At 59.8% G+C, this 25,091-nt stretch carries 22 protein-coding genes; 12 read left to right on the plus strand and 10 right to left on the minus strand.

Annotated elements, in window-relative coordinates; translation table 11 throughout:
- Window positions 1-90 precede the first annotated feature (90 nt).
- Both ACP8IT_RS05415 and ACP8IT_RS05420 read left to right on the plus strand, forming a co-directional pair.
- On the plus strand, window positions 91-546 hold the full coding sequence (locus ACP8IT_RS05415) for a hypothetical protein (protein WP_023017819.1): 456 nt from the start codon (window positions 91-93) through the stop codon (window positions 544-546).
- Entirely contained in the window at window positions 536-853 is a 318-nt protein-coding gene (locus tag ACP8IT_RS05420; protein ID WP_005280248.1) for a transcriptional regulator, read from the plus strand. Before ACP8IT_RS05415 ends, ACP8IT_RS05420 begins: the two co-directional genes overlap by 11 nt.
- On the opposite strand, the gene ACP8IT_RS05425 is transcribed toward ACP8IT_RS05420, so the two are convergent.
- From ACP8IT_RS05425 to ACP8IT_RS05435, 3 genes are all read right to left on the minus strand, one after another.
- A complete protein-coding gene (locus ACP8IT_RS05425) occupies window positions 828-2,099 on the minus strand; it encodes a glycosyltransferase 87 family protein (protein WP_490290545.1) in 1,272 nt (423 codons plus the stop codon). The genes ACP8IT_RS05420 and ACP8IT_RS05425 overlap by 26 nt on opposite strands.
- A 78-nt stretch (window positions 2,100-2,177) precedes the next feature.
- On the minus strand, window positions 2,178-4,031 hold the full coding sequence (gene ilvD / locus ACP8IT_RS05430; protein WP_490290546.1) for a dihydroxy-acid dehydratase: 1,854 nt from the start codon (window positions 4,029-4,031) through the stop codon (window positions 2,178-2,180).
- 56 nt (window positions 4,032-4,087) lie between these two features.
- Window positions 4,088-4,630 carry a PH domain-containing protein gene (locus ACP8IT_RS05435; protein ID WP_005280251.1) on the minus strand — a complete coding sequence of 181 codons (543 nt, stop codon included), beginning with the start codon at window positions 4,628-4,630 and terminating at the stop codon, window positions 4,088-4,090.
- A gap of 303 nt (window positions 4,631-4,933) precedes the next feature.
- On the opposite strand from ACP8IT_RS05435, the gene ACP8IT_RS05440 reads away from it, so the two are divergent.
- From ACP8IT_RS05440 to ACP8IT_RS05480, 9 genes are all read left to right on the plus strand, one after another.
- Complete coding sequence (locus tag ACP8IT_RS05440; protein WP_490290547.1) at window positions 4,934-6,784, plus strand: acetolactate synthase large subunit; 1,851 nt, start codon at window positions 4,934-4,936, stop codon at window positions 6,782-6,784.
- Between the two features lie 3 nt (window positions 6,785-6,787).
- Window positions 6,788-7,303 carry an acetolactate synthase small subunit gene (gene ilvN, locus ACP8IT_RS05445; protein ID WP_126318868.1) on the plus strand — a complete coding sequence of 172 codons (516 nt, stop codon included), beginning with the start codon at window positions 6,788-6,790 and terminating at the stop codon, window positions 7,301-7,303.
- 102 nt (window positions 7,304-7,405) lie between these two features.
- The gene (ilvC, locus tag ACP8IT_RS05450) at window positions 7,406-8,419 is read left to right on the plus strand and encodes a ketol-acid reductoisomerase (RefSeq protein WP_005282520.1); all 1,014 of its coding nucleotides are present in this window, start codon (window positions 7,406-7,408) and stop codon (window positions 8,417-8,419) included.
- Window positions 8,420-8,543: 124 nt separating this feature from the next.
- Complete coding sequence (locus ACP8IT_RS05455) at window positions 8,544-10,334, plus strand: GmrSD restriction endonuclease domain-containing protein (RefSeq protein WP_490290548.1); 1,791 nt, start codon at window positions 8,544-8,546, stop codon at window positions 10,332-10,334.
- Complete coding sequence (locus ACP8IT_RS05460) at window positions 10,318-11,229, plus strand: hypothetical protein (protein ID WP_023028713.1); 912 nt, start codon at window positions 10,318-10,320, stop codon at window positions 11,227-11,229. The genes ACP8IT_RS05455 and ACP8IT_RS05460 overlap by 17 nt, the downstream gene beginning before the upstream one ends.
- A 64-nt stretch (window positions 11,230-11,293) precedes the next feature.
- Window positions 11,294-12,880: a phosphoglycerate dehydrogenase gene (gene serA / locus ACP8IT_RS05465; RefSeq protein ID WP_005280258.1), complete on the plus strand. Its 1,587-nt coding sequence runs from the start codon at window positions 11,294-11,296 to the stop codon at window positions 12,878-12,880.
- A gap of 133 nt (window positions 12,881-13,013) precedes the next feature.
- Window positions 13,014-14,033: a 3-isopropylmalate dehydrogenase gene (locus ACP8IT_RS05470; protein ID WP_126318872.1), complete on the plus strand. Its 1,020-nt coding sequence runs from the start codon at window positions 13,014-13,016 to the stop codon at window positions 14,031-14,033.
- 115 nt (window positions 14,034-14,148) lie between these two features.
- On the plus strand, window positions 14,149-14,961 hold the full coding sequence (locus ACP8IT_RS05475; RefSeq protein ID WP_023017826.1) for a fumarylacetoacetate hydrolase family protein: 813 nt from the start codon (window positions 14,149-14,151) through the stop codon (window positions 14,959-14,961).
- A 106-nt stretch (window positions 14,962-15,067) separates the two neighbouring features.
- The gene (locus ACP8IT_RS05480; RefSeq protein WP_284623118.1) at window positions 15,068-15,586 is read left to right on the plus strand and encodes a class I SAM-dependent methyltransferase; all 519 of its coding nucleotides are present in this window, start codon (window positions 15,068-15,070) and stop codon (window positions 15,584-15,586) included.
- 14 nt (window positions 15,587-15,600) lie between these two features.
- On the opposite strand, the gene ACP8IT_RS05485 is transcribed toward ACP8IT_RS05480, so the two are convergent.
- Window positions 15,601-16,704 carry an isochorismate synthase gene (locus ACP8IT_RS05485; protein ID WP_284623086.1) on the minus strand — a complete coding sequence of 368 codons (1,104 nt, stop codon included), beginning with the start codon at window positions 16,702-16,704 and terminating at the stop codon, window positions 15,601-15,603.
- Window positions 16,705-16,804: 100 nt separating this feature from the next.
- Between ACP8IT_RS05485 and ACP8IT_RS05490 the strand changes: the two genes are divergently transcribed.
- Window positions 16,805-17,866 (plus strand): CE1 family esterase, encoded by a 1,062-nt coding sequence (locus tag ACP8IT_RS05490; RefSeq protein ID WP_284623085.1) that lies wholly within the window; start codon window positions 16,805-16,807, stop codon window positions 17,864-17,866.
- Window positions 17,867-17,892: 26 nt separating this feature from the next.
- On the opposite strand, the gene ACP8IT_RS05495 is transcribed toward ACP8IT_RS05490, so the two are convergent.
- Genes ACP8IT_RS05495 through ACP8IT_RS05520 form a run of 6 tightly spaced genes read right to left on the minus strand, consistent with a single transcriptional unit; the run spans window position 17,893 to window position 25,046 of the window.
- Window positions 17,893-19,431: a choice-of-anchor M domain-containing protein gene (locus tag ACP8IT_RS05495; RefSeq protein ID WP_284623084.1), complete on the minus strand. Its 1,539-nt coding sequence runs from the start codon at window positions 19,429-19,431 to the stop codon at window positions 17,893-17,895.
- Window positions 19,428-20,348 (minus strand): anchored repeat-type ABC transporter permease subunit, encoded by a 921-nt coding sequence (locus ACP8IT_RS05500; RefSeq protein WP_005280265.1) that lies wholly within the window; start codon window positions 20,346-20,348, stop codon window positions 19,428-19,430. Before ACP8IT_RS05500 ends, ACP8IT_RS05495 begins: the two co-directional genes overlap by 4 nt.
- Window positions 20,345-21,079: an anchored repeat-type ABC transporter ATP-binding subunit gene (locus ACP8IT_RS05505; RefSeq protein WP_084539226.1), complete on the minus strand. Its 735-nt coding sequence runs from the start codon at window positions 21,077-21,079 to the stop codon at window positions 20,345-20,347. The genes ACP8IT_RS05500 and ACP8IT_RS05505 overlap by 4 nt, the downstream gene beginning before the upstream one ends.
- Entirely contained in the window at window positions 21,066-21,956 is an 891-nt protein-coding gene (locus ACP8IT_RS05510; RefSeq protein ID WP_490290549.1) for a choice-of-anchor M domain-containing protein, read from the minus strand. The genes ACP8IT_RS05505 and ACP8IT_RS05510 overlap by 14 nt, the downstream gene beginning before the upstream one ends.
- A complete protein-coding gene (locus ACP8IT_RS05515) occupies window positions 21,949-23,454 on the minus strand; it encodes an anchored repeat ABC transporter, substrate-binding protein (protein ID WP_237799732.1) in 1,506 nt (501 codons plus the stop codon). The genes ACP8IT_RS05510 and ACP8IT_RS05515 overlap by 8 nt, the downstream gene beginning before the upstream one ends.
- Window positions 23,454-25,046: a choice-of-anchor M domain-containing protein gene (locus tag ACP8IT_RS05520; RefSeq protein ID WP_474896456.1), complete on the minus strand. Its 1,593-nt coding sequence runs from the start codon at window positions 25,044-25,046 to the stop codon at window positions 23,454-23,456. Before ACP8IT_RS05520 ends, ACP8IT_RS05515 begins: the two co-directional genes overlap by 1 nt.
- Window positions 25,047-25,091 lie beyond the last annotated feature (45 nt).

Raw genomic sequence — 25,091 nt, forward strand, 5'->3', positions numbered from 1 at the left:
TCCTTCCACCCTTGCTTTCCGCTATGGAAAGTGAAAGAATTGCCATAACGGAAAGTATGGAATCCTGGATTTTGGAGATGGTGGTAGAAGATGGAAGATGAGCTAAAGAAGTCGCTCGAGTTTAATGACAGCCTGCAGGATCAAGGCGCTGAGCGAAAGCGGCTTGTGCAAAATATCCTCCTAGTGATCGCATTGGCAGCGTTCTATGTGGGAATGACCGTATTCGCAGAGATAATGCACCCCGTCGCGTTTCTGATTTTCTACTTTGTCCTTATAGGACTCATGGTGTGGGCGCTACTTCATTACCAGGGCAAGGTGCGGACCAGCTATCGCCAGGATCCGTATACCCAGCCCAAGGCCGATAAGAAATACTACGCGGGGATGGCAGTAATACTTATCCCGATCTTTGTCACCAACATGCTGCGTGAGCACATGTGGGCTCTGGTAATCTTCATCGCGGTGTGGGCAGTGGCAATGGTCTGGGTGCTGCAATCTCGAGCCTTGGACGTTGCAGCGCGGCAAGGAGAGGGCCGTAGTGCTCAGTGATATTGACCCGGTTATCTATCCGCTCAATCGCTTCAAAATCTGTGCGGTATTAAACGCGCGAGGTGCGGTGGAGGGACAGGTGCGCCGCGAAATGCGCTTCGCGGCGCTGCGGGAAGAGGTGGGGCAATCGGCCGCCACCTTATCCAAACAATTAACCGCCCTAGAAAAGGAAGGCTATATCAGCCGATTCCGCGAGTACGGGTCTTCCCGCGATAAGGACACCGTGTGGGTTATGCTCACCGCTACCGGCAAGTCCGCATTCGATGCCCACCTCGCCGCGCTTAAGTCGCTAGCGGAGCAGGAGTAGCGCTACGTGTGGTCTGCTTGCGCTGGGCGGCAATGAACGCGGCTGTATACAGCGTTACGGTAAACACGGTGAGCCAGACGAAGTCATCCATCCAGAATTTCTGGAAGTGGTTCATGGCATGGATATCGACTTGATCTCCCCACCACCACTTCGGTGGAACGGTGAGCAGCAGGGCTGCCCAGGCGATGAGCACGGCCAGGAGGCTGCGGGCAGCCCATCCGGTAGAAAGCCAGCTCCACGCGCGGTAGGCGAAGACTGGGATGATGAGCGTGAGCCAGACCCAGTGATGGGACCAAGAAACAGGGGAGATGAGCAGGACGGTGAGGGCGGTGACCAATTGGGCATCGACAAGCAACTGCTCCGCGCATAAGCGCTTGATGAGCCATGCCGCAACGATGATGACAATAAGGGACGCCGCGATCCACGCGAGGCCTATCGTCAGGCCATTCGCCTCCATGGATTCGGTGGATGGATAGATGCGCTGAATGGCGCCCTTGATGGAGCTATTTGACTGATAGTCGGTTCCCACGCCGAAGTCACGGCCGGAGCCCATGTCGAGCAGTGTGGAGCTGAAGAACTCCACGAACGCCTCCCAGCGGAAGGCCGCGGCAAGAAGAGTGGCCGCTACGGCGGAGAGCAACGCGGTGGCAATCTGCTTCCATTCCCTGCGCACAAGGAAGTACAGCAGCATCGCCAGAGGCGTGATCTTGATGGCGGCCGCCCCGCCGATGAGGATTCCCTGCGGCAGGAATTGCTTGCGCGGAACGAGGTCGAGGATAACAAGCGCCATGACCACTATATTGATTTGGGCATAGTTGTTATTGAGGTCAACCGGCTCAAAGTGTAAGACAATGGCCCAGGTAATGGCGGTTACGGGTAAGAGGAATTCTGGCTTCTTGAGCACCGCCCTGAAAACGAAGTAAAGGCACACGAGCACAAGGAGATCCGAAAGGATAACCATGATATTGCCGGCCAGGGTGTGGTCGATGGCGTCGAAGGCCGTCAGCGGTACCATCGCCAAGGCGCCAAAGGGCGGATAAATGAAGGGCAGCTGAATATCGCCGGCGGGCATCGGCGCGCTATAGACGGAGCGGTGCTCGAGGAAGGCCTTGACGCCCTCGCGGTAGACCACCATATCGATGGGGAAGTCTGTGATGCAGGTGTCTTCAACGACCTTCCAGGCGCCGAAAAGGAACCCCAGCAGGGCCACGGTATATCGGAATAACGGGGTACGAGCGAATTTCATCGCGATACAAACTACGCGATTTTTAACTACAGAGCTCGCACCCCCACCGAGGTCACAGCGATTTAGCAGCCAATTGTGCTAGTTCACAAAGCCGTCTACCACGCGCACCGCGCCGCGGTCCGCGGAGGTCGCCATTGCGGCGTAGGCGCGCAGCGCCTTGGTAATGGGACGGTTGCGGTCCACCGGGGTCCACGGCTTTTCGCGTTGTTCTTGCGCGGCGCGGCGGCGCTCCAGAACATCATCGTCTACGTCGAGCGTGAGCTCGCGCTCATGGATATTGATGGAAATGGTATCGCCATTTTCGATGAGTCCGATAAGGCCCTGGTGGGCGGCCTCCGGGGAGATGTGGCCGATGGAGAGCCCGGAGGTGCCGCCGGAAAAGCGGCCGTCGGTAATCAAGGCGCACGCCTTGCCTAAACCTGCGCCCTTGAGGAAGGACGTCGGGTGGAGCATCTCCTGCATGCCGGGGCCGCCGGATGGGCCCTCGTAGCGAATGACGACGACATCGCCGGGCTGGACCTCTTTATTCAAGATGATGGACACGGCCTGCTCCTGGGACTCCACCACGCGGGCTGGGCCCGAGAAGGTCCACAGTTCTTCCTCCACGCCGGCCGCCTTGACGATGGCCCCGTCCGGCGCTAGGTTGCCGCGCAAGACCACCAGTCCGCCGTCGGATGAAAAGGCGTGGTCGGCATCGTGAATGCAGCCATTGACCGCGTCAGTATCCAGTTCATCCCACCGGTTGGACTGGGAGAACGGCTCCGTCGTGCGCACGCCACCGGGGGCGGCGTAGTACAGCTCGCGGGCCTGATCGGTTACGCGGGGATTGCGGATATCCCAATCATCGAGCCACTGCTCCGCATTGTCATAGAGGGCGGTGTGCACCTTGAGGTTGAGGTGGCCCGCGCGGCGCAGCTCGCCCAAGATGGCCGGAATGCCGCCGGCGCGGTGCACATCCTCAATGTGGTAGGTGCCGTTGGGCGCGACCTTGGACAGGCAAGGCACGCGGTAGGAGATGTCATTAATATCATCCAGCGTGAAGTCCACTTCGCCCTCTTGCGCTGCGGCGAGGGTGTGCAGGATGGTGTTGGTGGATCCGCCCATGGCCATATCGAGGGCCATAGCATTGGTAAAGGCTTCCTTCGTGGCGATATTGCGGGGGAGGACGGACTCGTCTTCTTCGCCGTAGTAGCGGCGGCACATATCCACGATGGTGGAGCCGGCCTTTTCAAAGAGCTCACGGCGCGCGCTGTGGGTAGCCAGGGTGGTGCCATTGCCCGGAAGCGCCAAGCCGAGAGCCTCGGTCAAGCAGTTCATGGAGTTGGCGGTAAACATGCCGGAGCAGGAACCGCAGGTGGGGCAGGCGGATTCTTCGACCTGGGCCAAACCGGCATCGCTAACGCTGTCGTTCGCGGATGCGGTGATTGCGGTAATCAGGTCGGTCGGTGCATGGGCAACGCCATCGACCACGACGGCCTTGCCGGCCTCCATCGGCCCGCCCGAAACGAAGATCGTGGGGATATTCAAGCGCATCGCGGCATTGAGCATGCCCGGGGTGATCTTATCGCAGTTGGAGATGCAGACGAGGGCATCGGCAGTATGCGCATTGGCCATGTACTCGATGGAATCGGAGATGATCTCGCGCGAAGGCAAAGAGTACAACATGCCGCTATGTCCCATGGCAATGCCGTCATCCACAGCAATGGTGTTGAACTCCTTGGGCACGCCACTGGCTTCGCGGACGGCATCGGCGACGATATCGCCGACGTTTTTCAGGTGCACGTGGCCAGGCACGAACTGCGTATAAGAATTGGCGATGGCGACAATCGGCTTGCCAAAGTCATTTTCCTTGGTGCCGGTAGCGCGCCACAAGGCACGCGCACCGGAGGCTTGGCGTCCGACGGTAGTTACTTTAGAGCGCAGCGGGAACATGGTTTAAGTCACCATTCCTTATAGATTAATCAGATGGGGAGGAGGAGAAAGTAAATTTAATTATCTGCCGAATCTTTAAGCTCGGGGTGTTTTTCTAGGTATGCAGCATATTCCTCTTTGCTTAAGAGGATCTGCTGCCCGTCGCGGTGCACGATGACGACCTTGTCATCGGCTGCCTCGCGGCCCTGGGTGAGGGCATCGGGAATGCGTCCGCGGGATGCTTGTGCCAAGCGGGGCAGTGAGTTGAAGGTTACGCCAGGTAGGTTATGCTTCGCACCATTTTTAGTCTGTGCGAAGGCCCGGGCGCGCTGGAACCCAATCCCGGCGAAGTCATCCCACGCAATGGAGACGTTCTTGCGGAATGCATAGGAAATGGAGATGCCCTTCTCAGAGACCCTCGTGCGGGCCTTGAGGACCCACCATAGGCCGATGACGGGGATAATGAGCAGCCATCCCAGGTATTTGGGCGCCCAGCCGATGCTCAACAAGGCGATCGTGGACAGAATTAAAATGCCCAAGATGTGGTCGCGGGAAGGGGTGAAGACCTCTGCCTGGGAGGTGGACTGACGAGGTTGTTTGTCCTGTGCTGGTGGGGTCATAATCAGCCAGCCTAATTGACCATGCGGTGGGGAAGCGAACCATTTTTCCGCCGCGTTTCAACATGTGGGAAAGTTTTTCCAAAAGGGGGTAACCGCTTCCAGATATAATTCTATCGGTATATAGTTGGAAATATGATCATTATTCGACTTCAGGTGGTGCGAGCGCGGCGGTGACCGCGGCGTTTCCTGAACGTCGACGCTTTCGCCCCCGCAGACCACCGGCCCGCGGGGGCTTTAGTTGTAACTAGGGCGTTTTCCGATGATCAGTTTCCATGACAGACCAACCCAAGGAGCACATACACCGTGGTAACGACATCCTCGCCCACGCCTAGTTCCGCGGCCGCTGCGACTACCGCTGCGCCCACGGAGCGAATGAGTGGGGCTCATGCTATTGTCCGCACGCTGGAAGATCTGGGCACCGATCTCGTATTCGGTATTCCAGGCGGTGCCGTGCTTCCGCTCTACGATGCACTGCATGGTTCAACCAAGCTGCGCCATGTGCTAACCCGCCATGAACAAGGCGCCGGCCACGCCGCCGAGGGTTATGCGCAGGCCTCCGGAAAGGTGGGCGTGTGCATCGCTACCTCCGGTCCTGGTGCGACCAACCTGGTTACCGCGCTTGCCGATGCCAACCTGGACTCCGTTCCCATCGTCGCCATCACCGGCCAGGTGGGCAGCAACCTTTTGGGCACCGATGCCTTCCAAGAGGCCGATATCCGCGGTGTCACCATGCCGATTACCAAGCACAACTACATCGTGACGGATCCCGCAGAGATCCCTTCCGCTATTTCGGCCGCCTTCCACTTGGCTTCTACCGGCCGCCCCGGTCCGGTGCTCGTGGATATCCCGAAGGACGTGCAAAACGGCTTTTTGGATTACCACTTTCCGGAAACGCTTGACCTGCAAGGCTACAAGCCGGTTACCAAGCCGCACCACCGGCAGGTGGCCCAGGCCGTGGATTTGATGGCGCATGCGGAAAAGCCCGTGCTCTACGTCGGCGGCGGAGTCATGAAAGCCAACGCCTCCCAGGAGCTGCTGGAGTTTGCAGAGCTGACGAATATCCCCGTGGTTACCACCTTGATGGCCCTGGGCTCCTTTCCAGATTCCCACCCGCTGCATCTGGGAATGCCTGGCATGCACGGCACCGTCCCAGCCGTCGCGGCCATGCAGCGCGCGGACCTCATCATCGCCATTGGTGCCCGCTTCGATGACCGCGTGACCGGTGATACCTCCACTTTCGCGCCCAATGCGAAGGTTATCCACGCCGATATCGATCCGGCAGAAATTGGCAAGATCCGGGAAGTTGCGGTCCCCATCGTCGGCGATGCGCAAAAGTGCTTGACCGCGTTGAGCAAGGAGTACCGCAAGAAGGACGTGCAGCCTGCCGCCGATGTGAAACAGTGGCACGATTACCTGCGCGGTATGCAGGAGCGTTTCCCGCGCGGTTATGAGCCCACCGATGATGGCCTGTTGAACCCACAATTCGTCCTAGAAAAGCTCAGCGAGACCGTTGGGCCGGAAGCTATCTACTGTGCGGGCGTGGGTCAGCACCAGATGTGGTCCGCGCAGTTCTTGGACTTTGAGCACCCGCGTTCGTGGATCAACTCCGGCGGTGCCGGAACCATGGGCTACGCCGTTCCCGCTGCCTTGGGTGCAAAGGCGGCGCGCCCAGATAAAGAAGTCTGGGCCATCGACGGCGATGGTTGCTTCCAAATGACCAATCAGGAACTTACCACCGCAGCCTTGGAGGGCTTCCCGTTTAAGGTTGCCGTCATCAATAACGGCAACCTGGGAATGGTCCGGCAGTGGCAGACGCTGTTTTATGATCGGCACTATTCGCACACCAAGCTGCGCGAAGAACACGCCTTCACCCCGGACTTCGTCCGCTTGGCCGAGGCTCTTGGCTGCGAAGCTATCCGGGTCACGTGCGAAGAGGATGTCGTTCCGGCCATTAAGCGCGCGCAGGCAATTAACGATAAGCCAGTTGTCATTGACTTCATCGTCGGCCAAGATGCGCAAGTCTGGCCCATGATCGGCGGCGGTGCCTCCAATGAGGAAATCCAGTACGCCCGCGGCCTGCGCCCGCTTTTTGATGAAGCTGAATCCGCCGCGGAAACCCCGGCTGAGATCGACGAAACCATCCAGGAGGCATAAACCATGACGCACAACGAGGTAACTCGCCATACCTTATCGGTATTAGTCGAGGATGTAGAAAGCATCATCGCCCGCGTGGTGGGAATGTTCAGCCGCCGTGGCTACAGCCTGGTGTCCTTGGTCTCCGCACACACGGAAACCCCAGGGATTAACCGCCTGACCATCGTCGTGGATGCCTCTGAGGTCATTATTGAGCAGGTCACCAAACAGCTCAATAAGCTCATTCCGGTCATCAAGGTCGTGGAACTCAAGGAAGATTCCACCGTCGCCCGCGCCATCATGTTGGTAAAGGTGGCGGCTGATAATTCTAACCGCGCGCAGGTGGTGGATGCGGTAAATATCTTCCGCGCCCGCGTGGTGGACGTGGCAAAGGAATCGGTCATCGTGGAGGCTACCGGTACGCCGGGCAAGCTCGCGGCGCTACTTGAGGTCCTCGAGCCCTTCGGCATTCGCGAACTCGTGCAATCGGGCCACGTAGCCTTGGGGCGCGGCCCGAAGGCTACGGCTCCCAAAAAGTAAATAAAATCTCACGATGTGAACACAATGTCTCGCGCAGTGGTATATACTCTGCGTTAGGACGCTTCATTACAGCTTTTCCTACCAAAGAATTGAGGATTTGAAATGGCAATTGATACCTACTACGACGACGATGCTGACCTGTCGATCATCCAGGGCCGCAAGGTAGCGGTTATCGGTTACGGCTCCCAGGGCCACGCCCACTCCCAGAACCTGCGCGATTCCGGCGTCGAGGTTGTTATCGGCCTGCGCGAGGGCTCCAAGTCTGCAGCCAAGGCAGAAGAGGCCGGCTTCGAGGTCAAGTCCGTCGCGGAGGCATCCAAGTGGGCCGACGTCGTGATGCTCTTGGCACCGGATACCTCCCAGAAGGAGATCTTCGAAGAGCACATCGCCCCAAACCTGGAGGACGGCAATGCATTGCTGTTCGGACACGGCCTGAATATCCACTTCAAGCTGATTGAGCCGGCTGCGTCCGTCACCGTCGGTATGGTCGCACCTAAAGGTCCGGGCCACTTGGTCCGCCGCCAGTTCGTTGACGGCAAGGGCGTTCCTTGCCTGATTGCCACTGAGCAGGATCCGAAGAACGAGGGCCATGACCTGACCCTGTCCTATGCCGCTGCCATCGGTGGCGCCCGCGCCGGCGTTATCCCTACCACCTTCGAGGCAGAGACGGTCACCGACCTCTTTGGTGAGCAGGCCGTCCTGTGTGGTGGTGTCGAGTTCCTCATCCGCAACGGTTTCGAGGTCCTCACCGAGGCCGGCTACGAGCCAGAGATGGCATATTTCGAGGTCCTGCACGAGATGAAGCTCATCGTGGACTTGATGTTCGAGGGTGGCATTGCCAACATGAACTACTCGGTCTCTGATACCGCTGAGTTCGGTGGCTACATCTCCGGTCCACGCATCATCAACGCCGATACCAAGCAGCGCATGAAGGATGTCCTGTCCGATATTCAGGACGGCACCTTCACCAAGCGCCTGCTCGCCAACGTTGAGGGCGGCAACAAGGAACTGGAAGACCTGCGCGATGAATTTGCGCAGCATGAGATCGAAAAGACCGGCACCAAGCTGCGCGATCTCATGAGCTGGGTCAAGAATCCTTTGGACGCTACTGCCTAGTCAATAGCTGAATCCAGTGCGGCCCGCGGGAAACTCCCCGTGGGCCGCTTTTCTTACTTGTACCTTGGATTCCAGCGCTACGCCCGTGAGGTATCGCGAAGATGTTGCGGGTAGTATTGGCCCTATGGGTTTTACGACGCCAAGCTATGATCTCAAGGACCTTTTTTCGCGGATTGACCGGGGCGATATCCAGCTTCCGGATTTCCAGCGCAGCTACGCCTGGGATGAAGACCGCATCCGCTCACTTATCGTTACGGTCCTGCGTGGATACCCCATCGGCGCGCTGATGGCCCTGGATACCCGCAATGAAAAGATGCGTTTCCGCCCCAGGGTGCTGGCGGGTGCGCCCGAGGTTGGCGTCGAGCCCGGGTTGCTGCTCTTGGACGGCCAACAGCGCCTTACCTCCCTGTACCACTGCTTTAATGGCGAGGGTTTTGTCAAGACCACTGACTTCCGGAAAAAGAAGGTCCACCGCCGCTTTTTCATCGACGTCCGCGCCGCGGTAAGCGGGGACTTGCTTGCCGATGACGCCATTTTCGCCGTCGACCAAAACGGCGAGATCTGCTCGCACTTCGGCCCCGACGTTGATGGGGCTATTACCTGCCGCCAGGATGGGCTGGACAATATGTGCATCCCCGTGGCCTCGCTACTCAGCGAGGAAGGCACCAGCATGCTTTTCGAGCTCGCCGCCACACACGAGCAATACAGCGCCGAACTTGCCGCGTTCAATAACCGCATCGTGCGCCCCTTAGCGGGCTACGATATCCCCATGATCCGGCTATCCCGCGAAACGGAGCGCTCCGGAATCGGTTCCATCTTTGCCCAGGCAAATTCCGCAGGCTTACAGATGGATGTCTTCGATCTCTTAACCGCCGTCTTTGCCTCCGAAGATCCGACCTTCCACCTTGCCAACGATTGGCAGCAGGTGGAAAAGGATCTGCGGGATTCTCCTGCGCTAGATGGCATCGGACGTAATGAATTCCTCTCCGCAGTATCCCTCTTGGTCACAGGGGAGAAGGGCAATGCCGGCGGCCAGCGCGAAGACATTTTGAAGCTGTCCCTGTCCGAGTACAAGGCGGCCGCGCACGACCTGCGCATTACCTTCCACGAGGTTGCCGAATTCTTGGCGCAGCGCCGCATTTTAAGCCTCGATCAGGTTCCTTATACGGAACAGATCGTGCCGCTGGCGGTCATCATCGCGCGCCTGGCCAAGCGGCCTGGGGCCCTTTCCAGCCAGCAGGCATGGGATCGCATTGAACAGTGGTTCTGGTGTGGCGTCTTTGGCGAGCTCTACGGTTCTTCCGCGGTGCCGCTGCGCGCTGCGCGCGACGTGGACGAGGTGACCGAGTGGGTTGCCGGGGCCACCGACGATGTTCCCAAGACGGTCGCGGATGCAGGATTCCGGGAATCCCGCCTGCTTTCGGTCGATGAAAACGATGGGGTGTGGCACGGAATCTACGCCCTGCTTATGGCCCGCGGCGCGAAGGATTGGCGGACGGGCAGCGAATTTACTCGCCACACCTTTGAAGAATTGAAGCCCGGATTTTTCCCGGTATTCCCACTGAATTGGTGCCAGCGCCACGGGGTGGATTCGGTCTTGGCCCATTCGGTCATGAACTACACTCCGATGGGCAAGCGCACAGAGGTCGTCCTCGATGGGTTCGCGCCGAACCGCTACCTGCCTCGCGTGCAGTCCAAGTCCATCATGGAAGACGAGGAATTTGATGCCGTCCTGGCATCGCACGACCTCGATGTCGCTAACCTGAGGGAGTCAAAAATTCAGGAATTCTTGGCTGATCGTCGCCATCGCTTCGTGGATCTAGTGGAAGAAACCTTAGGCATTCCCGTCATTCGAGATGTCGATGAAGCAAACCTGGCCGGCGGTGAAGAGGGGCCACATGCGTTTGGCCGCTAAGAGGTATCGGGCGGCTGCAGTGGTTATCGCAGCCTCCCTCGTACTTGTTGGCTGCGGTGATGCCTTGCAGGAGCCCAAGCTTGTTAAGCGTGGGCTTTCGGATCTCTCCGAGTCCGATGTTGAGCTTGAGCGCGCCAAGTCAGAGAATCAAAACCGCCTTATCGATCCCAAATTCGCCGGCAAGCTGGACATCATCGACGATCCGAGTGGCATCGACGCCGCGCGGGCCTTCTTCGATGATTCAGATTCCATGGTGCTCTTTGCGCCCGATGATAAATCCGTGTTGCGCGCGGCAACGTTGGCGATTAACCAGCACTTGCCAGCCGTGGAATACGATCCTTCGCGCCGCGGTGACATCCTCAACTTGGTCGGAGACTTGGAGGTAAAACGACTCGTCATCGTGGGCGATATCCCGTGGACGCAATCCAGCGGTGATTTCACTGTCATCAAGGATCCGGGAACGCATGAAGCGCTGGGGGATTTTACGGCCTTCCAGTACGAGTCCAAGGTGGTTGCCTCGCCGAACCAGGTGGTCAAGGACATCGCGCGGCTGGATAAAACACCCTACGTTGAGTTGCGTCCTGCCTGGATTCCTTATGAGGGCGAACCTGACGATGATGGCAAAAAGCTGCCGGCCGTCCCGGCACAGTCGCGGCGCGATGGCCAGATGGCGCCCAATATCGTGGCCACGGCGGATAGTCCGGTAGCCAATGTCATTACTGCCGCGGCCTATGGTGGCTCGGTATTGGTGATGCCGACGGCGGATCCGCTGGAAGATAAGCGGAGTATGGCCATGGTGGCAGGGCTCGATGAGGGCTCGCTTATCGCTTTGGGCCCGGAATTCGGTCATGTGAAAGAATTTAAGGAAAAAATACGGCAGGGCACCCCAAACTGAACTACACTTCCTTCACACGCGGTTATTGTCGCGTAATGCACAACGAAGTGAAACGAAGGATGATATGTCGAAGCCGGTAGTTCTTATCGCCGATAAATTGGCCCAATCCACTGTGACGGCTTTGGGGGATTCCGTCGAGGTGCGCTGGGTAGATGGCCCGAACCGCGAGGAATTGCTTGCCGCGGTTCCAGAGGCGGATGCGCTGCTCGTGCGCTCGGCCACCACGGTCGACGCTGAAGTTTTAGAAGCAGCGCCCAAACTGAAGATTGTGGGCCGCGCAGGCGTGGGACTGGATAACGTGGATATTGACACTGCCACCAATAAGGGCGTCATGGTGGTCAACGCTCCCACCTCCAATATCCACTCTGCGTGCGAGCAGGCGATTGCCCTGCTCTTGGCCACTGCCCGCCAGATTCCTGCGGCGGATCAGTCCCTGCGCGAGGGCGAGTGGAAGCGCTCTTCCTTCAAGGGCGTCGAGGTTTACGGTAAGACTATTGGCATCGTCGGCTTCGGCCACATCGGTCAGCTTTTTGCCCAGCGGTTAAGCGCCTTTGAAACGAAGATTATTGCCCACGATCCTTATGCCAATCCGGCGCGTGCGGCAGCGCTTGGCGTGGAATTGGTCGAGCTGGAAGAGCTGATGGCGCAGGCAGATTTTGTCACCATTCACCTGCCAAAGACGCCCGAGACCGCCGGAATGTTCAACGCGGAGCTTCTGGCCAAGGCAAAGGAAGGCCAGATTCTTATCAACGCCGCCCGCGGCGGCCTCGTAGACGAGCAGGCCTTGGCGGATTCCATTACCTCCGGCCACCACCGCGGTGCGGGCTTTGACGTCTACTCCACGGAGCCGTGCACGGATTCCCCGTTGTTTAAGCTGCCGCAGGTCACGGTCTCGCCGCACTTGGGCGCGTCCACCGTGGAGGCACAGGACCGCGCGGGTACCGATGTCGCCGCATCTGTGCTCAAGGCTCTGGCCGGCGAGTTCGTTCCCGATGCGGTCAACGTCTCCGGCGGCACGGTGGGAGAAGAGGTTGCCGGCTGGCTCGACCTCGCCCGCAAGCTGGGCCTTACGGCCGGACGCCTGTTGGACCAGGCTCCCGTCGCCGTGGAGATCGAGGCTTGCGGCGAGCTGTCCACTGAGGACGTGGACGTACTGGGCCTTTCCGTCGTACGCGGCCTGTTTAGCGGCGTGACCTCAGAGCCGGTTACCTTCGTCAACGCGATGAAGATTGCCGAAAGCCGCGGGGTCGAGGTTTCGGTATCCACCAACCCAGAATCCAAGGGCCACCGTTCTTCCTTGCAGGTCAAGGTCATTAGCGCAGAGGGCGTGACGTCTTCGCTTACCGGTGCTCTCATTGGCATCGACGGGACCGAAAAGTTTGTGCGCATCAATGGCCGCGGCGTGGACATGCGGGCTGAGGGCCGCAACCTCTTCTTCCGCTATGCCGATGCCCCAGGCGCGCTGGGTACCGTGGGTACCAAGCTGGGTGCAGCAGGTATCAACATCATCGCCGCGGCCTTGACGCAGGGCAAGCAGGAATCCGATGCCGTGCTCATCTTGCGCGTGGAGTCCGAGGTGCCAGATTCTCTCATCGAGGAGATCAACTCGGCCCTTGGCGCTACGTGCCAGCAATTCGATATGGATGAATAACCTCAGCGCAGGTTAGGAGAGTGGCCTAACCGCGTACGTGTGCCCGCCCATCGCACAGATTTCTGCTGCGATGGGCGGGTTTCCTTTGGTAGGCTAATGTTTAATCCACTATGTGAGAAAGGAATCTTATCTAATGAAATTAGCGGTTATTGGCGGCGACGGCATTGGGCCAGAAGTAACGGCGGAAGCCCTGAAGGTATTGCGGGCGGTGTGCAGCGATATTGAAACCACCGATTATGACCTGGGCGCGCGGCGCTACCTGCGCAATGGCGAGCTTTTAACGGACGCGGACCTGGCCAGCCTGCGCGAGCACGATGCCATTTTGCTGGGCGCCATTGGTGCACCCGGCGAGGTCCCCCCAGGTGTTCTGGAGCGCGGCCTGTTATTGAAGATGCGCTTTGCACTCGATCACCACGTGAACCTGCGCCCCTCCATCTTGTATCCCACGGCCCACTCGCCGCTGGCTAACCCGGGCGAGATTGATTTCGTCGTGGTGCGAGAAGGCACCGAGGGCCTGTACTGCGGCAATGGCGGCACGCTGCGGGAAGGTACGCCGCACGAGGTAGCCAGCGAGGTTTCGCAAAATACCCGCTTTGGGGTAGAGCGCGTGGTGCGGGAGGCTTTTGAGCGGGCATCGCAGCGCCGCAATCACCTGACCCTGGTGCACAAGACGAATGTCCTCGTCAATGCCGGCGATCTGTGGCACCGCACGGTAGAAGAAGTCTCGGCAGAATATCCGCAGGTGGAAGTGGACTACAACCACATCGATGCCGCGACCATCTACATGGTGACGGATCCGGCCCGCTACGATGTCATCGTTACCGATAACCTCTTCGGCGATATCTTAACGGACTTAGCAGGCGCTATTACCGGCGGAATTGGATTGGCTGCATCGGGCAATATCGATGCCTCGGGTAAGAACCCCTCCATGTTTGAGCCGGTGCACGGTTCGGCGCCCGATATTGCTGGACAAGGCATCGCGGATCCAACCGCGGCCATCTTGTCGGCGGCGATGCTCTTGCGGCAGCTGGGTGATGAAGACAATGCGCAGAAGATTGAAAAGGCGGTGGCGGAGGACATCGCCAAGCGTGGCGATGCCCCAATCAAGACCGTCGAGGTGGGAGACCGCATCGCGGGGAGCCTGAAGGCTTAAGCGTAAGGAATCCTGAGTGCGAATCCGGTTCCGGAGGGGACCTAAAGGATCTTCGCAAATTAACACCGCAAACTTTGCACACATGTAAAGGCTACCGTTTAGTAGGATGGCCGTTATGCGTTTAGGACGAATTGCACACCCAGAAGGAATTTGCTTTGCCATCATTGACGGGCCGAAAGATGCCCCGATGGAGGAGCTTGTAGCTAAAGAAATCTCCGGCACGCCATTTACCCCACCGGAGCCCACCGGCCGTGAATGGAAGCTGGGCGAGGTGCGGCTCTTGGCGCCGACCCTGCCTACCAAGGTCGTAGCGCTCGGCCGGAACTATGCCGACCACGTCGCGGAGGTCTTTAAGAAGTCCTCGGATTCGCTGCCGCCAACCATCTTCTTGAAGCCATCGACCGCGGTTATCGGCCCGAATGAGGCCATCAAGATTCCCGATTACGCCACCAACGTGGAGTTTGAGGGCGAGCTGGCCGTGGTTATTTCCAAGCCATCGAAGAATATCAAGGCTGAAAACTGGAAAGACCACGTTTTGGGCTACACCATCTGCAACGATGTTTCCTCGCGTGACCTGCAATTTAAGGATGGCCAGTGGGCGCGCGCTAAGGGCATTGATACCTTCTGCCCGCTGGGCCCGTGGATTGAAACGGACCTAGAGAGCTTGGATCTTGATGATCAGAAGATCAATGCGTACCTGACCCACGATGGTTCCCGGGAGCAGAAGCAGGATTCCAATACGGATCAGATGATCGTCAAGATGGGCGGCATCTTGGAAGAGATTTCTGCCGCCTATACCTTGCTGCCTGGCGATGTCATCACTACCGGCTCGCCTGCAGGAACCGCACCAATGGTGCCGGGCGATACCATTGAGGTTGAGATTCCAGGGGTTGGCACCCTGCGCAATACGATTGCCAGGGCGCAGTAGGTTCACTGCAATGCAGCTGCCGCTGGTGAGGTACTGGTAGAAGGAGAACGGCGTGCCGGAACATTCGCATCAAGGCCACCGCGGGTCCGCGCCGAGCGCGCAGGAGATGGAGGAGCGCTACCGCGCCACCGCACAGGTGTGGTCAGGGAGCCCGAATGCGACGCTGGTGGACCATGTCAGCGACCTTCCGGCCGGTACCGCCCTCGATATCGGCTGCGGGGAAGGCGCTGACGCCCAGTGGTTACACGAGCGTGGCTGGCAAGTGCTCGGCATCGATTTTGCTCCCACGGCCGTAGCGCGGACCAAGGCGCGTGGAGTCCCCGCCGAAGTTGCCACCTTTGATGAATTTAGCCACGCCCCCTTTGATCTGGTTACAGTCCACTACGGCAGCGTCCGCGCCACCGCAGGGGAAGTAGCATTGCTAGAAAAACTCGTTGCCCCGGGTGGAACCTTGCTCTATGTCCACCACGACATGGAATCAGAAGAAATTGCTAGGCCGGAATGGCTGGCAGAAAATCTTACCGAATTGACGGTGCAGACCCTGCGGCGATCGCCGCGCCATGTTACTAGCGGCGCAGGCGCCCATCACACCAGTGATGTGGTCCTGGTAGCGAAGAGGCGCTAAGCCACACCGCGCTTTTAAAGGCTGAGCGCGCGAAGGATTGTTTGGAGCTTGGCGGTGGTTTCTTCCAGCTCGGCTTGGGCATTGGAGGCACCGACCACGCCGCCGCCGGCCCACGCGCGGGCGGAGAGGCCATCACCGGCAACTTCTGCGCAACGGATGGCTACCATGTATTCACCATCGCCGGAGCTATCGCACCAGCCGACGGTGCCGGCATAGAAGCCGCGGTCGGTCTCGGCGGTCTCGATAAGCGCCTGCGCCGCTTCCGTTGGCGTGCCGCAGATTGCAGGGGTGGGGTGGACTACTTCTGCCAATTCCAGGGCGGTGAGGTCTTTATCCCGCAACGTGCCGGTGACCGGCGTGCCCAAGTGCCACATCTCATTGGTGTGTATGAGCTGCGGGGTCTCGGGAATATCGAGGCTGCTGCACAGCGGCTCTAATATCCTGCGCAGGTGTTCTACCACGAAGGAATGCTCGAGCAGATCTTTGGCGGAGTGCAAGAGGTCTTGGCTGGCAATGTGGTCTGCCGCTTTATTGGCTCGGCGTGGCGTGGAGCCGGCGAGTGGGAATGCAGACACGGTCGAGCCTTGGCGCTTGATGAGTACCTCCGGCGAGGAACCAACCAGCATGGCCCCTGGGCGGCCTGCGGGGGAGAGATCCGCAATGAACCCGTCGCGGTTGACGGAGAGATTGATAAGGCGCGCGGCCACGAGCCGGGGGTCGATGGGGGCGGCAAATTCGATATCGACCGCGCGGGCGAGGACCACCTTTTCTAGTTTGGAGGTCTCGATGGTGCCGATGGCCGCCTCCACGCGGCGCAGGTGCTCCTCGGGCTCTGGGTCAAAGCCCACGACGCGGGAATTGAGCGATTGGTTGCGGTAGAACGCGTGGGGTTCTAGCGGCCCGTCTTCCCGGATGATTGACTCTGGAACGGTCAAGGCGGCGGGGGTATCGGAGTCGAAGGGGATGGCACCAACTACCATCTCGGCGTCGCCGCGGCGCAAGGCGTCAACCGCGGCCTCGGCACTGGTAAAGGTTGCCCGCGCACCTTGGGTACGGACAGACCCCGTTGCTCGGGAGAGCAAGAAATCGGGGGCGGTGCTTGGTCTGTCTTCGTGCATGAGGATCTAGCTTAGTGCCTTATTAAAAGTTGGTAGAAATTGCCCTCCGCCAAGCGTGTGGGCACCCGTTGGCGCGGCGGCTGTGGCTAGTGTTAACAATGTGGCTAATGTTACTAAATTTTCCCTACGGGCCGGCTATCTCCTTGCAGCGCTCCTGATTGCTAGCGGTGCGTTCTCTGCCCCGGCATTGGCTTCTGCGCAAGAAACGCCAGCAGCTCCCGAGAAACCGGCCCCTCCCGCCCCTGCACCGGAACCGGCACCGGATGACTCCCACCTGCTGCCAGAAGGCGTTGAGGAATCCACGCCGAACCAGCCAGCACCTGCGCCGGCCCCAGCCCCAGACGTGGCGCCGGCGCGCCCAGCGCCTGATGCCAGCATCAACCCCCATCCGCCCATTGCTCCTGGGGACATGCGGTCGCTGGAGATGGAGCATGAAGGCAAAAAGCGTCGCTACCTCCTGCGCATCCCAGATAATTACTCGCCCGAGGCTCCTACACCGGTGCTCTTTGGATTTGGTGGGTGGGGAGATTCCCCGGAGGAGTTCTCTGGCTACGCGCGCATGGGAACGACTAAGGCCACCGATGATGCGATCATCGTCTATCCAGAAGGCTTCGAACGCGCCTGGGAGCCAGCGCCCTATGCAAAGACGCGCGACGGCGAGGATATCCGCTTTATCAAGCGCATTTTAGATGCTGTGGATGCGGACTATCACGTGGACCGCAACCGCGTCTACGCCATGGGAATGTCCAATGGGGGCGGTTTTACCTCAGTATTGGGCTGCCACGCCCAAGATATGTTCGCGGCGGTAGCGATGGTCTCCGGAGCGTTTTATACCCCAGTGGAAACCAATTGCGTTGATGCGCCGATGCACACGCTCATCATGCACGGCACCAGGGATAAAATGCTCACCTATGAGGGTGGCACCCGCCATGAATCCGGCTACCTTCCCGTGCGCACCGTCTTAGGCGGCTATCTGCACCGCAACCACTGCGATATGACCTTTCAGGCCCGCCCCGCCGCCGGTGACTCCGAGCGGCTGAACTTCAATGGTTGCGCCAAGGACGTGGAACTGTACAAAGTACCCGGCGACCACACGTGGTTCTGGCAGCCGGATACCGCAAACATTGTGTGGGACTTTTTAGCCACTAAAACCCGCGTGTAGCGGCCCGGGCGCAACCCGGGGCAGCATTAGCGCACGCGCGGGATCTGCGTCGTGGCATCATCGGCCTGCGGCGGTACAGATTGCGCTGGCTGCTCGGGCTGTGCAGCCTGCTCGCCGGCGCCCTTCTTGCGGAAGAATTGGACATAGACCAAAAGGCCAATTCCTAGCACCAGCGCGAATGCGCCGAGCCCAGCCAAGATGCCTGCCCAGAAGCTGCTCTTGGTCAGCGAGGCGGTATAGGCGGCATCGGCAAGCGCCTCATTGTTCTGGCCCTTGCCGCCCGCGGACGCGTTGGGCGCTGGCGCCGTACTCCGGTTCTCGGACTTAGTGCCCTTGGATTTGCTGTCCTTAGACTTGCTGCTCTTGGACTGCGGGGTGGACTTGCCCGCGGATTTCTGGCCAGAACTTCCGCCGGACTTGGATTGCGAGGCCTTAGAACCGGAGCGAGAGCCGCTGCTTGACGATGATCCCTTCGATGAGCCCCCACCCGAATTGCGCGACGCAGCACCAGAGCCTGCCCCAGAACCGTGGGCCGATCCCTTGTTGGATCCGGAGTTTGACCCCGACTTAGAGCCTTGGGCGGATCCCTGCTTCGAACCAGATTTTTTCTCTGCGGCCTTTCCACCGGAGCCGCCGGATCCACCGGACTGGCCCTGCTTAGACGGCTTATCGCCAGATTTATCCTTGGAGTCTTTGTCCTTCTTTTTATCGCCCTCGAGGAATTTTTGGCCTTCCTTCAGAGTATTTTCCAGCTCCTTATCCAGGCCCGCGATGGCCTTATCTACTCCCTTAATGTCCTTGGCCAGCTGATCTGGGCGGGAAGTTCCGCCCGAAGGAACGCTCCCTTCGGCATCATCGGACTCGTCGTAGTCCACGCCGCACAGCTCTGCTGGATCCGCGTCATCGCCCACGAGGAATCCGGCGTGCAGGTGGTGGCGGGAGCCATCGGGAAGCTCAAAGGTAAAGCTCACGGCGTAAGTGCCCGGCTTGGTAAAAGCGAAGGCAGGGTGGGAGTGGGACCTGCCCGGATAATCCCAAGCGGTGCCGTCCTCGGTGTCCATACGGATCTTGAGATCGCCGATGCCCTCATTCTGGAAGGCCACGATGCGCCCATCCTCGGGACCAGACGCGATGGCCATGCTTAGGGTCGCGGTCTGCTTCGAGCCGAGGTATTCCTCCGAGAGTTCCTGGGTATTAAAACCCAACCACGGAACGTCTTTAATCTGGGTTTGCGGGAGCACCCATCCCTCGTCGGGCAGGGAAGGGATCTTGAGATCAGAAATACGCTGCTTGTTCTTCTCCGCTACCTCTACCGCGAATTCTTCGGACTGGTATTCCTTTTCTTTTTGGTCGTCTTTGACCACAAAGCTGATATCCCCGCCTTCATCCTTGAGCGCCATGTCTTGGTGGCCTTCGGTGATGCGGATAAAGTCCTCGGCGCTGCAGGTCTCTGCGGCATGCGCGGTGGCCATAACGGAAGAGGGTAGACCCACACCGGCGAGGGTTCCCACGCTGAGGAATCCGGCGGTGCCTAGAGCAAGAGCGGTACGGCACAAAGGTTTCATGATTCGATGGTTTCCTTTCGTGGGGTGTTCTCGGAAGCGTTAGCTGGCACGCGAGGAGAAGAGTGGCCCGGTTTGCGGCGAGAGCGCAGGAAGGGATGCAGGGCCCAGACAATGAGGAAGAGGACCGTGAGCGTTAACACGATGGTCGCGCCCGCGGGAAGATCGATGGCCCACGCCAAATAGATGCCGAAGAAGCTGCACACTGCGCCGATGATGGCCGAGAGGAACATCATCGTGGTGAGGTTGGCCGTCAGCAGGCGCGCCGTGGCGGCCGGGGTAATCAGCAGGGCGAGGACCAAGATATTGCCGATGGTGCTTACGGAAATGACCACCGCGGCGGTCACGCACAGGTAGAGGATGATATCTAGGGCGAAGACCGGCAGGCCCATGGCGCGGGCGGTTTCCCGGTCCAAGCAGGTGGCATTTAGCTGCGGGCCAAAAGCCACGACTACGGCAAGGACCACCAGGCAGACGCTTGCCGCGACGGTGATATCTGTGCGGGAAACGCCGGTCAGCGATCCAAAGAGGAAGCTGGTCAGCGATGCGCTATAGCCATCCGTGCGCGAAATAATCACCATGCCCAAGGCAAAGGCTGCGGCGAAAAAGATGCCGATGATGGAATCGGCGCGCACGTGGTTGCGTTGCGAAAACGCGGCGATGAGCACCGCGACGACCGCACCGGCAACCGCCCCGCCCAGCAGGACCGAGGTCTGCAGCGCAAAGGCGATGGCCAGGCCCGGGAACACGGCGTGCGAGACGGCATCGCCAATAAAGGCCATGCCACGCAGCACCACATAACAACCGATGACTCCACACACGATGGCGGCGATGAGCGAAATGCCCACCGCCCGGGCGAGGAAATCGAGGTGGGGATTGGTTAAATCCCGCAGGAAATCGATAAATGAGATATCAATCATGCAGCCACTCCAATCGCAGCGAGCAACGGGGACGAGGCACTGACGCCAAACGCGCGGGTCCACGGATCCTTGTCGGCCAAAAGCTCATCGGCGGGGCCATCTGCGATAACCGTGCGATTAAATAGCACCAGGCGCTTGCACGTGTGCGCCGCCTCAGACAGGTTATGGGTAGACATCACGATGGATTTTCCTTGCTCCGCAAGCTCGGCGAAAAGCTCCAAAAGCGCCTCGGTATTCGGGGCGTCGAGCCCGGTGAAAGGTTCATCGAGCAGCAAGACCTCTGGCTGGATGGCGAGGGCGCGGGCGATCAGTACGCGCTGGCGCTGGCCGCCGGAAAGCTCCTCGATGGGACGGGAGGCGAATTCCTCCATATGCACCAAGCGCAGCGCTTCTGCAGCGGCGGCATGATCCTTTTTCCTCGGGCGCTTGAACCACCCGATGAGCCCGGTACGCCCGCTGAGCACGGTGCGGTACACGTTGATGGGAAAACCCCATTCCACCTCGTGGCGCTGGGGAACATAGCCCACAGAGCCGGTGACGGTGCACGTGCCAGAGGAGGGGATGAGGCCCAAAATAGAGCGCATCAGCGTGGTCTTACCAGCACCGTTGGGGCCTAGAAGCCCAATGAATTCACCGGTACCTACCTCGAGGTTGGCGTCCTCAATCACGGTGCGGCCAGATAGGGCTACCTGCAATCCGCGCACCTGAATGCACGGCTTAGACATGGCCATCGCCTCGCTTGCGGGATTTCGCGAGCACGGCAACACCGGCGATCAGCACGATGATTCCGCCGCCGACCAAAACATACACCCATACCGGCAGGGAAGAATCCTCGGTTGTGGCGTCTGCTGGGTTCCACTCCGCATCCTGGGCGGCCTGGATGTCTGCGCCATCGCCTACGGCGAAGGTCAGCACGCCGTCGGTACTAAACTCCTCGCCGTCTGTGGTCTCGCCCTTAATCCGGATGCCCACCTGGTGGGTGCCCGGCTCCGTAAAAGTCCAGTTGGCGTGGGTGTGCGTATTAAGGTCTACCCAGAATTCAGACTCGCCTTTTTCTGCCGTAGACCACAGCAGCTGGGGTGCCTCAAAGCCGCCGTTTTGCAAGAAGAGGGAAAAATCCCCTGGGCCGGAGTGTCCGAGGAATTCCATGGTGACGCCGCGATCGGCATTATCGACAAGCGAAGGCGCCTGGGTATTCCACCCCAGCCACGGGACGCCGACCTGTTCTGTTTGCGGTACCACCCAGACATCCTCGCCGGATTGGGCACCCACAAAGCTAAAATCATCGGTATCCGGCAGGGTTTGCTGAGCCGCATCGCCCACCGAGAACACCAGGTCATCAAGGTGACGCCACACCGGGGAATCGCCTGCATCATCGCGGGCCAATAGCTCGGCATCAGAGCCATTAAGCAGCGTGCCGATGTCAACGTGGCCCGCATCGATGACCTTTTCTTCGCCCTCTGGCGCCACGGTTTCATCCGCGCCGACCACCTGCGCGAGGTCGCCGGCCCAAGCGGGCGCTGCGGATACGGCCAAGTCGGCGGTGACGATCCAGGCTGCCGTGCGAGTGGCCGCGCGGGTAACGGTTCGAGAGGCAATGTTAAGCATGGTTATCTCCATTCGAAGGATGTAGGCAACGCTGCAGCGAGTCAGCATTGAATTTCATGAGATCGATATAAGTAGGCACGGCATCATCAAGCGTGTCGCCGTAAATGGGGCATAGCTCCACGTTTTGCTGCGCGGCGGCCTCCTTCAGCGTGCTGGCGCTGGCCTGTTCCACCGGCTCCACAAAGACCGCGGGAAGGTGGAGGTTCTCCAGCGTCCGGCGCAGGGCAATGACCTCCCGCGGCGAAGGCTCAATGGCGGGATTGGGCGTCACGAACCCAGCCACCGACAGGCCATAGCCTTGCTCTAAGTAGGCATAGCCGTGGTGGGTGGTGACCAAGTGCCGGTTGCTCTGCGGGATGGAAGAGATTGCGCGGTCTACGTACCCGTCAAGCTCGCGCAGTTCTGCGATATAGGACTCGGCACGGGAACGGTAATCGGCGCCGTGGGACGGATCCGCATTCGCCATTTCTTCAGCGATGACATCGACATAGGCAATGGCATTGTCCACGTTGTGCCACAGGTGCGGATCCACCTCGCCGTGGATGTGTTTACCCAAGACCGCCTGGGGGAGCAGGTACGTATCCGCACCGGGCGTGCCCAAGAAGCGATAAGCGGGATCCGGCGGAATGGGCTGCAGGACCGAGGAGGGGACCGCTACCGCGGTATGCGCGGGATCAAAATGCTGGTCTTGATCGCGCAGATCGATAGATCCCTTAGCCACATCAGCGGCAATATCCACGTGGCCGGAATCAATGACATCCATATCTTCCGGAGGGTTCACGCCCACCGCGACGGTGAGGTGCTCTACCTCCGTGCCATCGGCCTGAAAGCCAAGCTTATAGATGCCCGGCTCAGAAAAACCCCACGAGACGTGCGTGTGCGCATTGGCTGGGAGGGTGACCGCATCATCGCCGGCGTCGATGCCATCGGCGCTATTAAACAGCACTTCCGGCGTACCGAAGGTGGAGACCACGTAGGCTGCGACATCGCCTGGCCCCTCGGCAGAGACCATGCGGAAATCGACGCCGGAGTTGCGCTGTTCAGCACCGCTGATGCGCAGGCCCAACCAGATGGCATCCAGGGAGACATCTTCTACCAGCGGCACGAGGGTAGCGCCGCGGGTGGAGGCGGAGTCAGCGACTTCCACCACGGGCGCGTCCGTGGACTCGTGCAAGGTATCTATCAGCGATTGCGGTTCCAAGAGGTATCCATTGCTCAAGGCCAGATCCGCATTGGCCACGTTGCGCACCGTACGCAGCGTGGGCTCAAAGGTGTGCGGGTCCTTTCCACTCGGGATAAGCCCGGTGACCGAGGCATCCTCGCCTGCGACGTGGCGGGCCATATCCGCCAAAATGGGCGTCGTGGCAACCACGCTGAAGCGATCTGAGGTATCCACCGCTGCCGAGGTCGTGCAGCCTGCCGCAAGGAGGGAGACGCTAAAGAGCACCCCGACGGCCTGCAGCCCGCGCGGTACGAAACGGTAGTGGGGCACTGGCATTAATTCTTTGCCCTCGCCACAGCTAGGCGTGCAATACCCAGGCCAAGGAACAGCATGCCCAGGCCGAGCACACCGATTCCAAGCGGCATGGTGGGGGTCCCAGTATTGGCAAGAGCCGCGTTGCCGCCCTTACCGGATGCGTTCGCACCGGAACCGCCAGCGCCATCCTGGCCAGAACGGGAACCATTAGAGCCCGCGCCGGCTGCGGCGCCAACACCACAGTCGCCGCCATCCGGGTTCACTTCCGCGCCCAGGTCAAAGTGGCCATTATCGAAGGAGCCCTCTGGCCTGCCACCGCCGACGACAAAGTGCAGCGTTGCCTGGCCGGCCACCTGCTTGCCGGCAGAGGTTTGGGCCACCTGGCGGATCGTCACGTCATAGGCGCCCTGCTTTTCGAAGACCCAGTTAGGGTGCACGTGGGTATTGGGCGCGATATTGTAGCTGCCTTCAACGGCGCCGTTGGCGCCCCGGAACCATTCATCGCCGACGATCTTGCCCAGGCCACCCTGGCTGTAGACCATCATGGCACCAGGGCCTTTCATGTCTACGAGTTCCCAGGTCACGTCGCCCGGAATGTGCTCGCGCATGGAGGGGCTCTGGGTATTCGCACCAAGCCACGGCACGCCATCGACCTGCGTAGAACCGATCATCCACGCCTGGCCGGCCGAAACGGGTCCAACATCTTCTGGCAGCTCGACGCCGGAATTATCGGAGAGGTAGAAAGTCGCGCCATCGGCATCGCGCCACTGCGGTGGCGAGACCGTATCGTCTTTAATCTTCGGGATAATACCCGGACGGCATTCTGGGTCCGTGGACTGTCCGCCGCTTGCAGCGTTGCCGCCTTGGCCGCCCTCGGAATTGCCGTGTCCAGCGTCATTGCCGGAGTTGTCTGCATCGCCAGAACCGCCGGCAGAACGGTGACCGGAGACTGCCTCTCCGCCTTCGCCCACCTGCCAGGTATAGGTCACTGCATTACTGGTTTGGCCATTGGAGGAGGCCTGAACTGTCATCTCATAGGTACCGGCCTCACTAAAAGCCCAGTTAACGTGACGGTGTGCAGGACTCGGCTGGTTAATAACCTCGCCGCTGGTCAGCTCCATCGAACCGGAATTGGTCACGGCGCCGACGTTGCCAAACCCAGTGGTTTCAAAGACATAGACCGAACCCGGCCCGGAGATATTGGTGAATTCGAAGTCAATGTTGGTAAAGCCGCCATCGCGGGCTGGCTGCGTATCCCAGCCCGGCCAGATGATATTCGGGTCCTGGGTCTGGGGCAGGAAGTAGGTTGACTGACCAATCTCGGGAACGGCCTCGGTGGCATCGGACCATGCCGATTCCACGACCTGGAGCAGCACGTCATCGCCAGGACGCTGGACGTGTGAACCAGTGACATCTTCCTGCATGGATAGGTGCAGCTGGCCATCCGGCGCGGTGACGTAGAACGCATCGATATGGCCGGAGTCAAAGACGTCCTCGAAGGCCAAGGCTGGTGTGGCCGGAACGAAAAACGCGATGAGGGCGGTAATCACCGCCGCGATGATGCGGCTGCCAGGCCTGTGGGCTCTGGTGCGCGAAGTGGTGTTGGTATCCATGGTTGATATTCCTTTAAAGCGTTTGGGGTGGGGTTCCCATTAGCT

This window comes from Corynebacterium sp. LaCa_23 (genome assembly GCF_058182375.1).

Bases quoted from the DNA above. Each gene is read 5' to 3' on its own strand.
- ilvC (WP_005282520.1), top strand. From the start codon at position 7,406: ATGGCAATTGATACCTACTACGACGACGATGCTGACCTGTCGATCATC.
- ACP8IT_RS05455 (WP_490290548.1), top strand. From the start codon at position 8,544: ATGGGTTTTACGACGCCAAGCTATGATCTCAAGGACCTTTTTTCGCGG.
- ACP8IT_RS05520 (WP_474896456.1), bottom strand. From the start codon at position 25,046: ATGGATACCAACACCACTTCGCGCACCAGAGCCCACAGGCCTGGCAGC.
- ilvN (WP_126318868.1), top strand. From the start codon at position 6,788: ATGACGCACAACGAGGTAACTCGCCATACCTTATCGGTATTAGTCGAG.
- ACP8IT_RS05460 (WP_023028713.1), top strand. From the start codon at position 10,318: ATGCGTTTGGCCGCTAAGAGGTATCGGGCGGCTGCAGTGGTTATCGCA.
- ACP8IT_RS05495 (WP_284623084.1), bottom strand. From the start codon at position 19,431: ATGAAACCTTTGTGCCGTACCGCTCTTGCTCTAGGCACCGCCGGATTC.
- ACP8IT_RS05475 (WP_023017826.1), top strand. From the start codon at position 14,149: ATGCGTTTAGGACGAATTGCACACCCAGAAGGAATTTGCTTTGCCATC.
- ACP8IT_RS05505 (WP_084539226.1), bottom strand. From the start codon at position 21,079: ATGGCCATGTCTAAGCCGTGCATTCAGGTGCGCGGATTGCAGGTAGCC.
- ACP8IT_RS05510 (WP_490290549.1), bottom strand. From the start codon at position 21,956: ATGCTTAACATTGCCTCTCGAACCGTTACCCGCGCGGCCACTCGCACG.
- serA (WP_005280258.1), top strand. From the start codon at position 11,294: ATGTCGAAGCCGGTAGTTCTTATCGCCGATAAATTGGCCCAATCCACT.
- ACP8IT_RS05435 (WP_005280251.1), bottom strand. From the start codon at position 4,630: ATGACCCCACCAGCACAGGACAAACAACCTCGTCAGTCCACCTCCCAG.
- ilvD (WP_490290546.1), bottom strand. From the start codon at position 4,031: ATGTTCCCGCTGCGCTCTAAAGTAACTACCGTCGGACGCCAAGCCTCC.
- ACP8IT_RS05415 (WP_023017819.1), top strand. From the start codon at position 91: ATGGAAGATGAGCTAAAGAAGTCGCTCGAGTTTAATGACAGCCTGCAG.
- ACP8IT_RS05480 (WP_284623118.1), top strand. From the start codon at position 15,068: ATGGAGGAGCGCTACCGCGCCACCGCACAGGTGTGGTCAGGGAGCCCG.
- ACP8IT_RS05515 (WP_237799732.1), bottom strand. From the start codon at position 23,454: ATGCCAGTGCCCCACTACCGTTTCGTACCGCGCGGGCTGCAGGCCGTC.
- ACP8IT_RS05500 (WP_005280265.1), bottom strand. From the start codon at position 20,348: ATGATTGATATCTCATTTATCGATTTCCTGCGGGATTTAACCAATCCC.
- ACP8IT_RS05470 (WP_126318872.1), top strand. From the start codon at position 13,014: ATGAAATTAGCGGTTATTGGCGGCGACGGCATTGGGCCAGAAGTAACG.
- ACP8IT_RS05425 (WP_490290545.1), bottom strand. From the start codon at position 2,099: ATGAAATTCGCTCGTACCCCGTTATTCCGATATACCGTGGCCCTGCTG.
- ACP8IT_RS05485 (WP_284623086.1), bottom strand. From the start codon at position 16,704: ATGCACGAAGACAGACCAAGCACCGCCCCCGATTTCTTGCTCTCCCGA.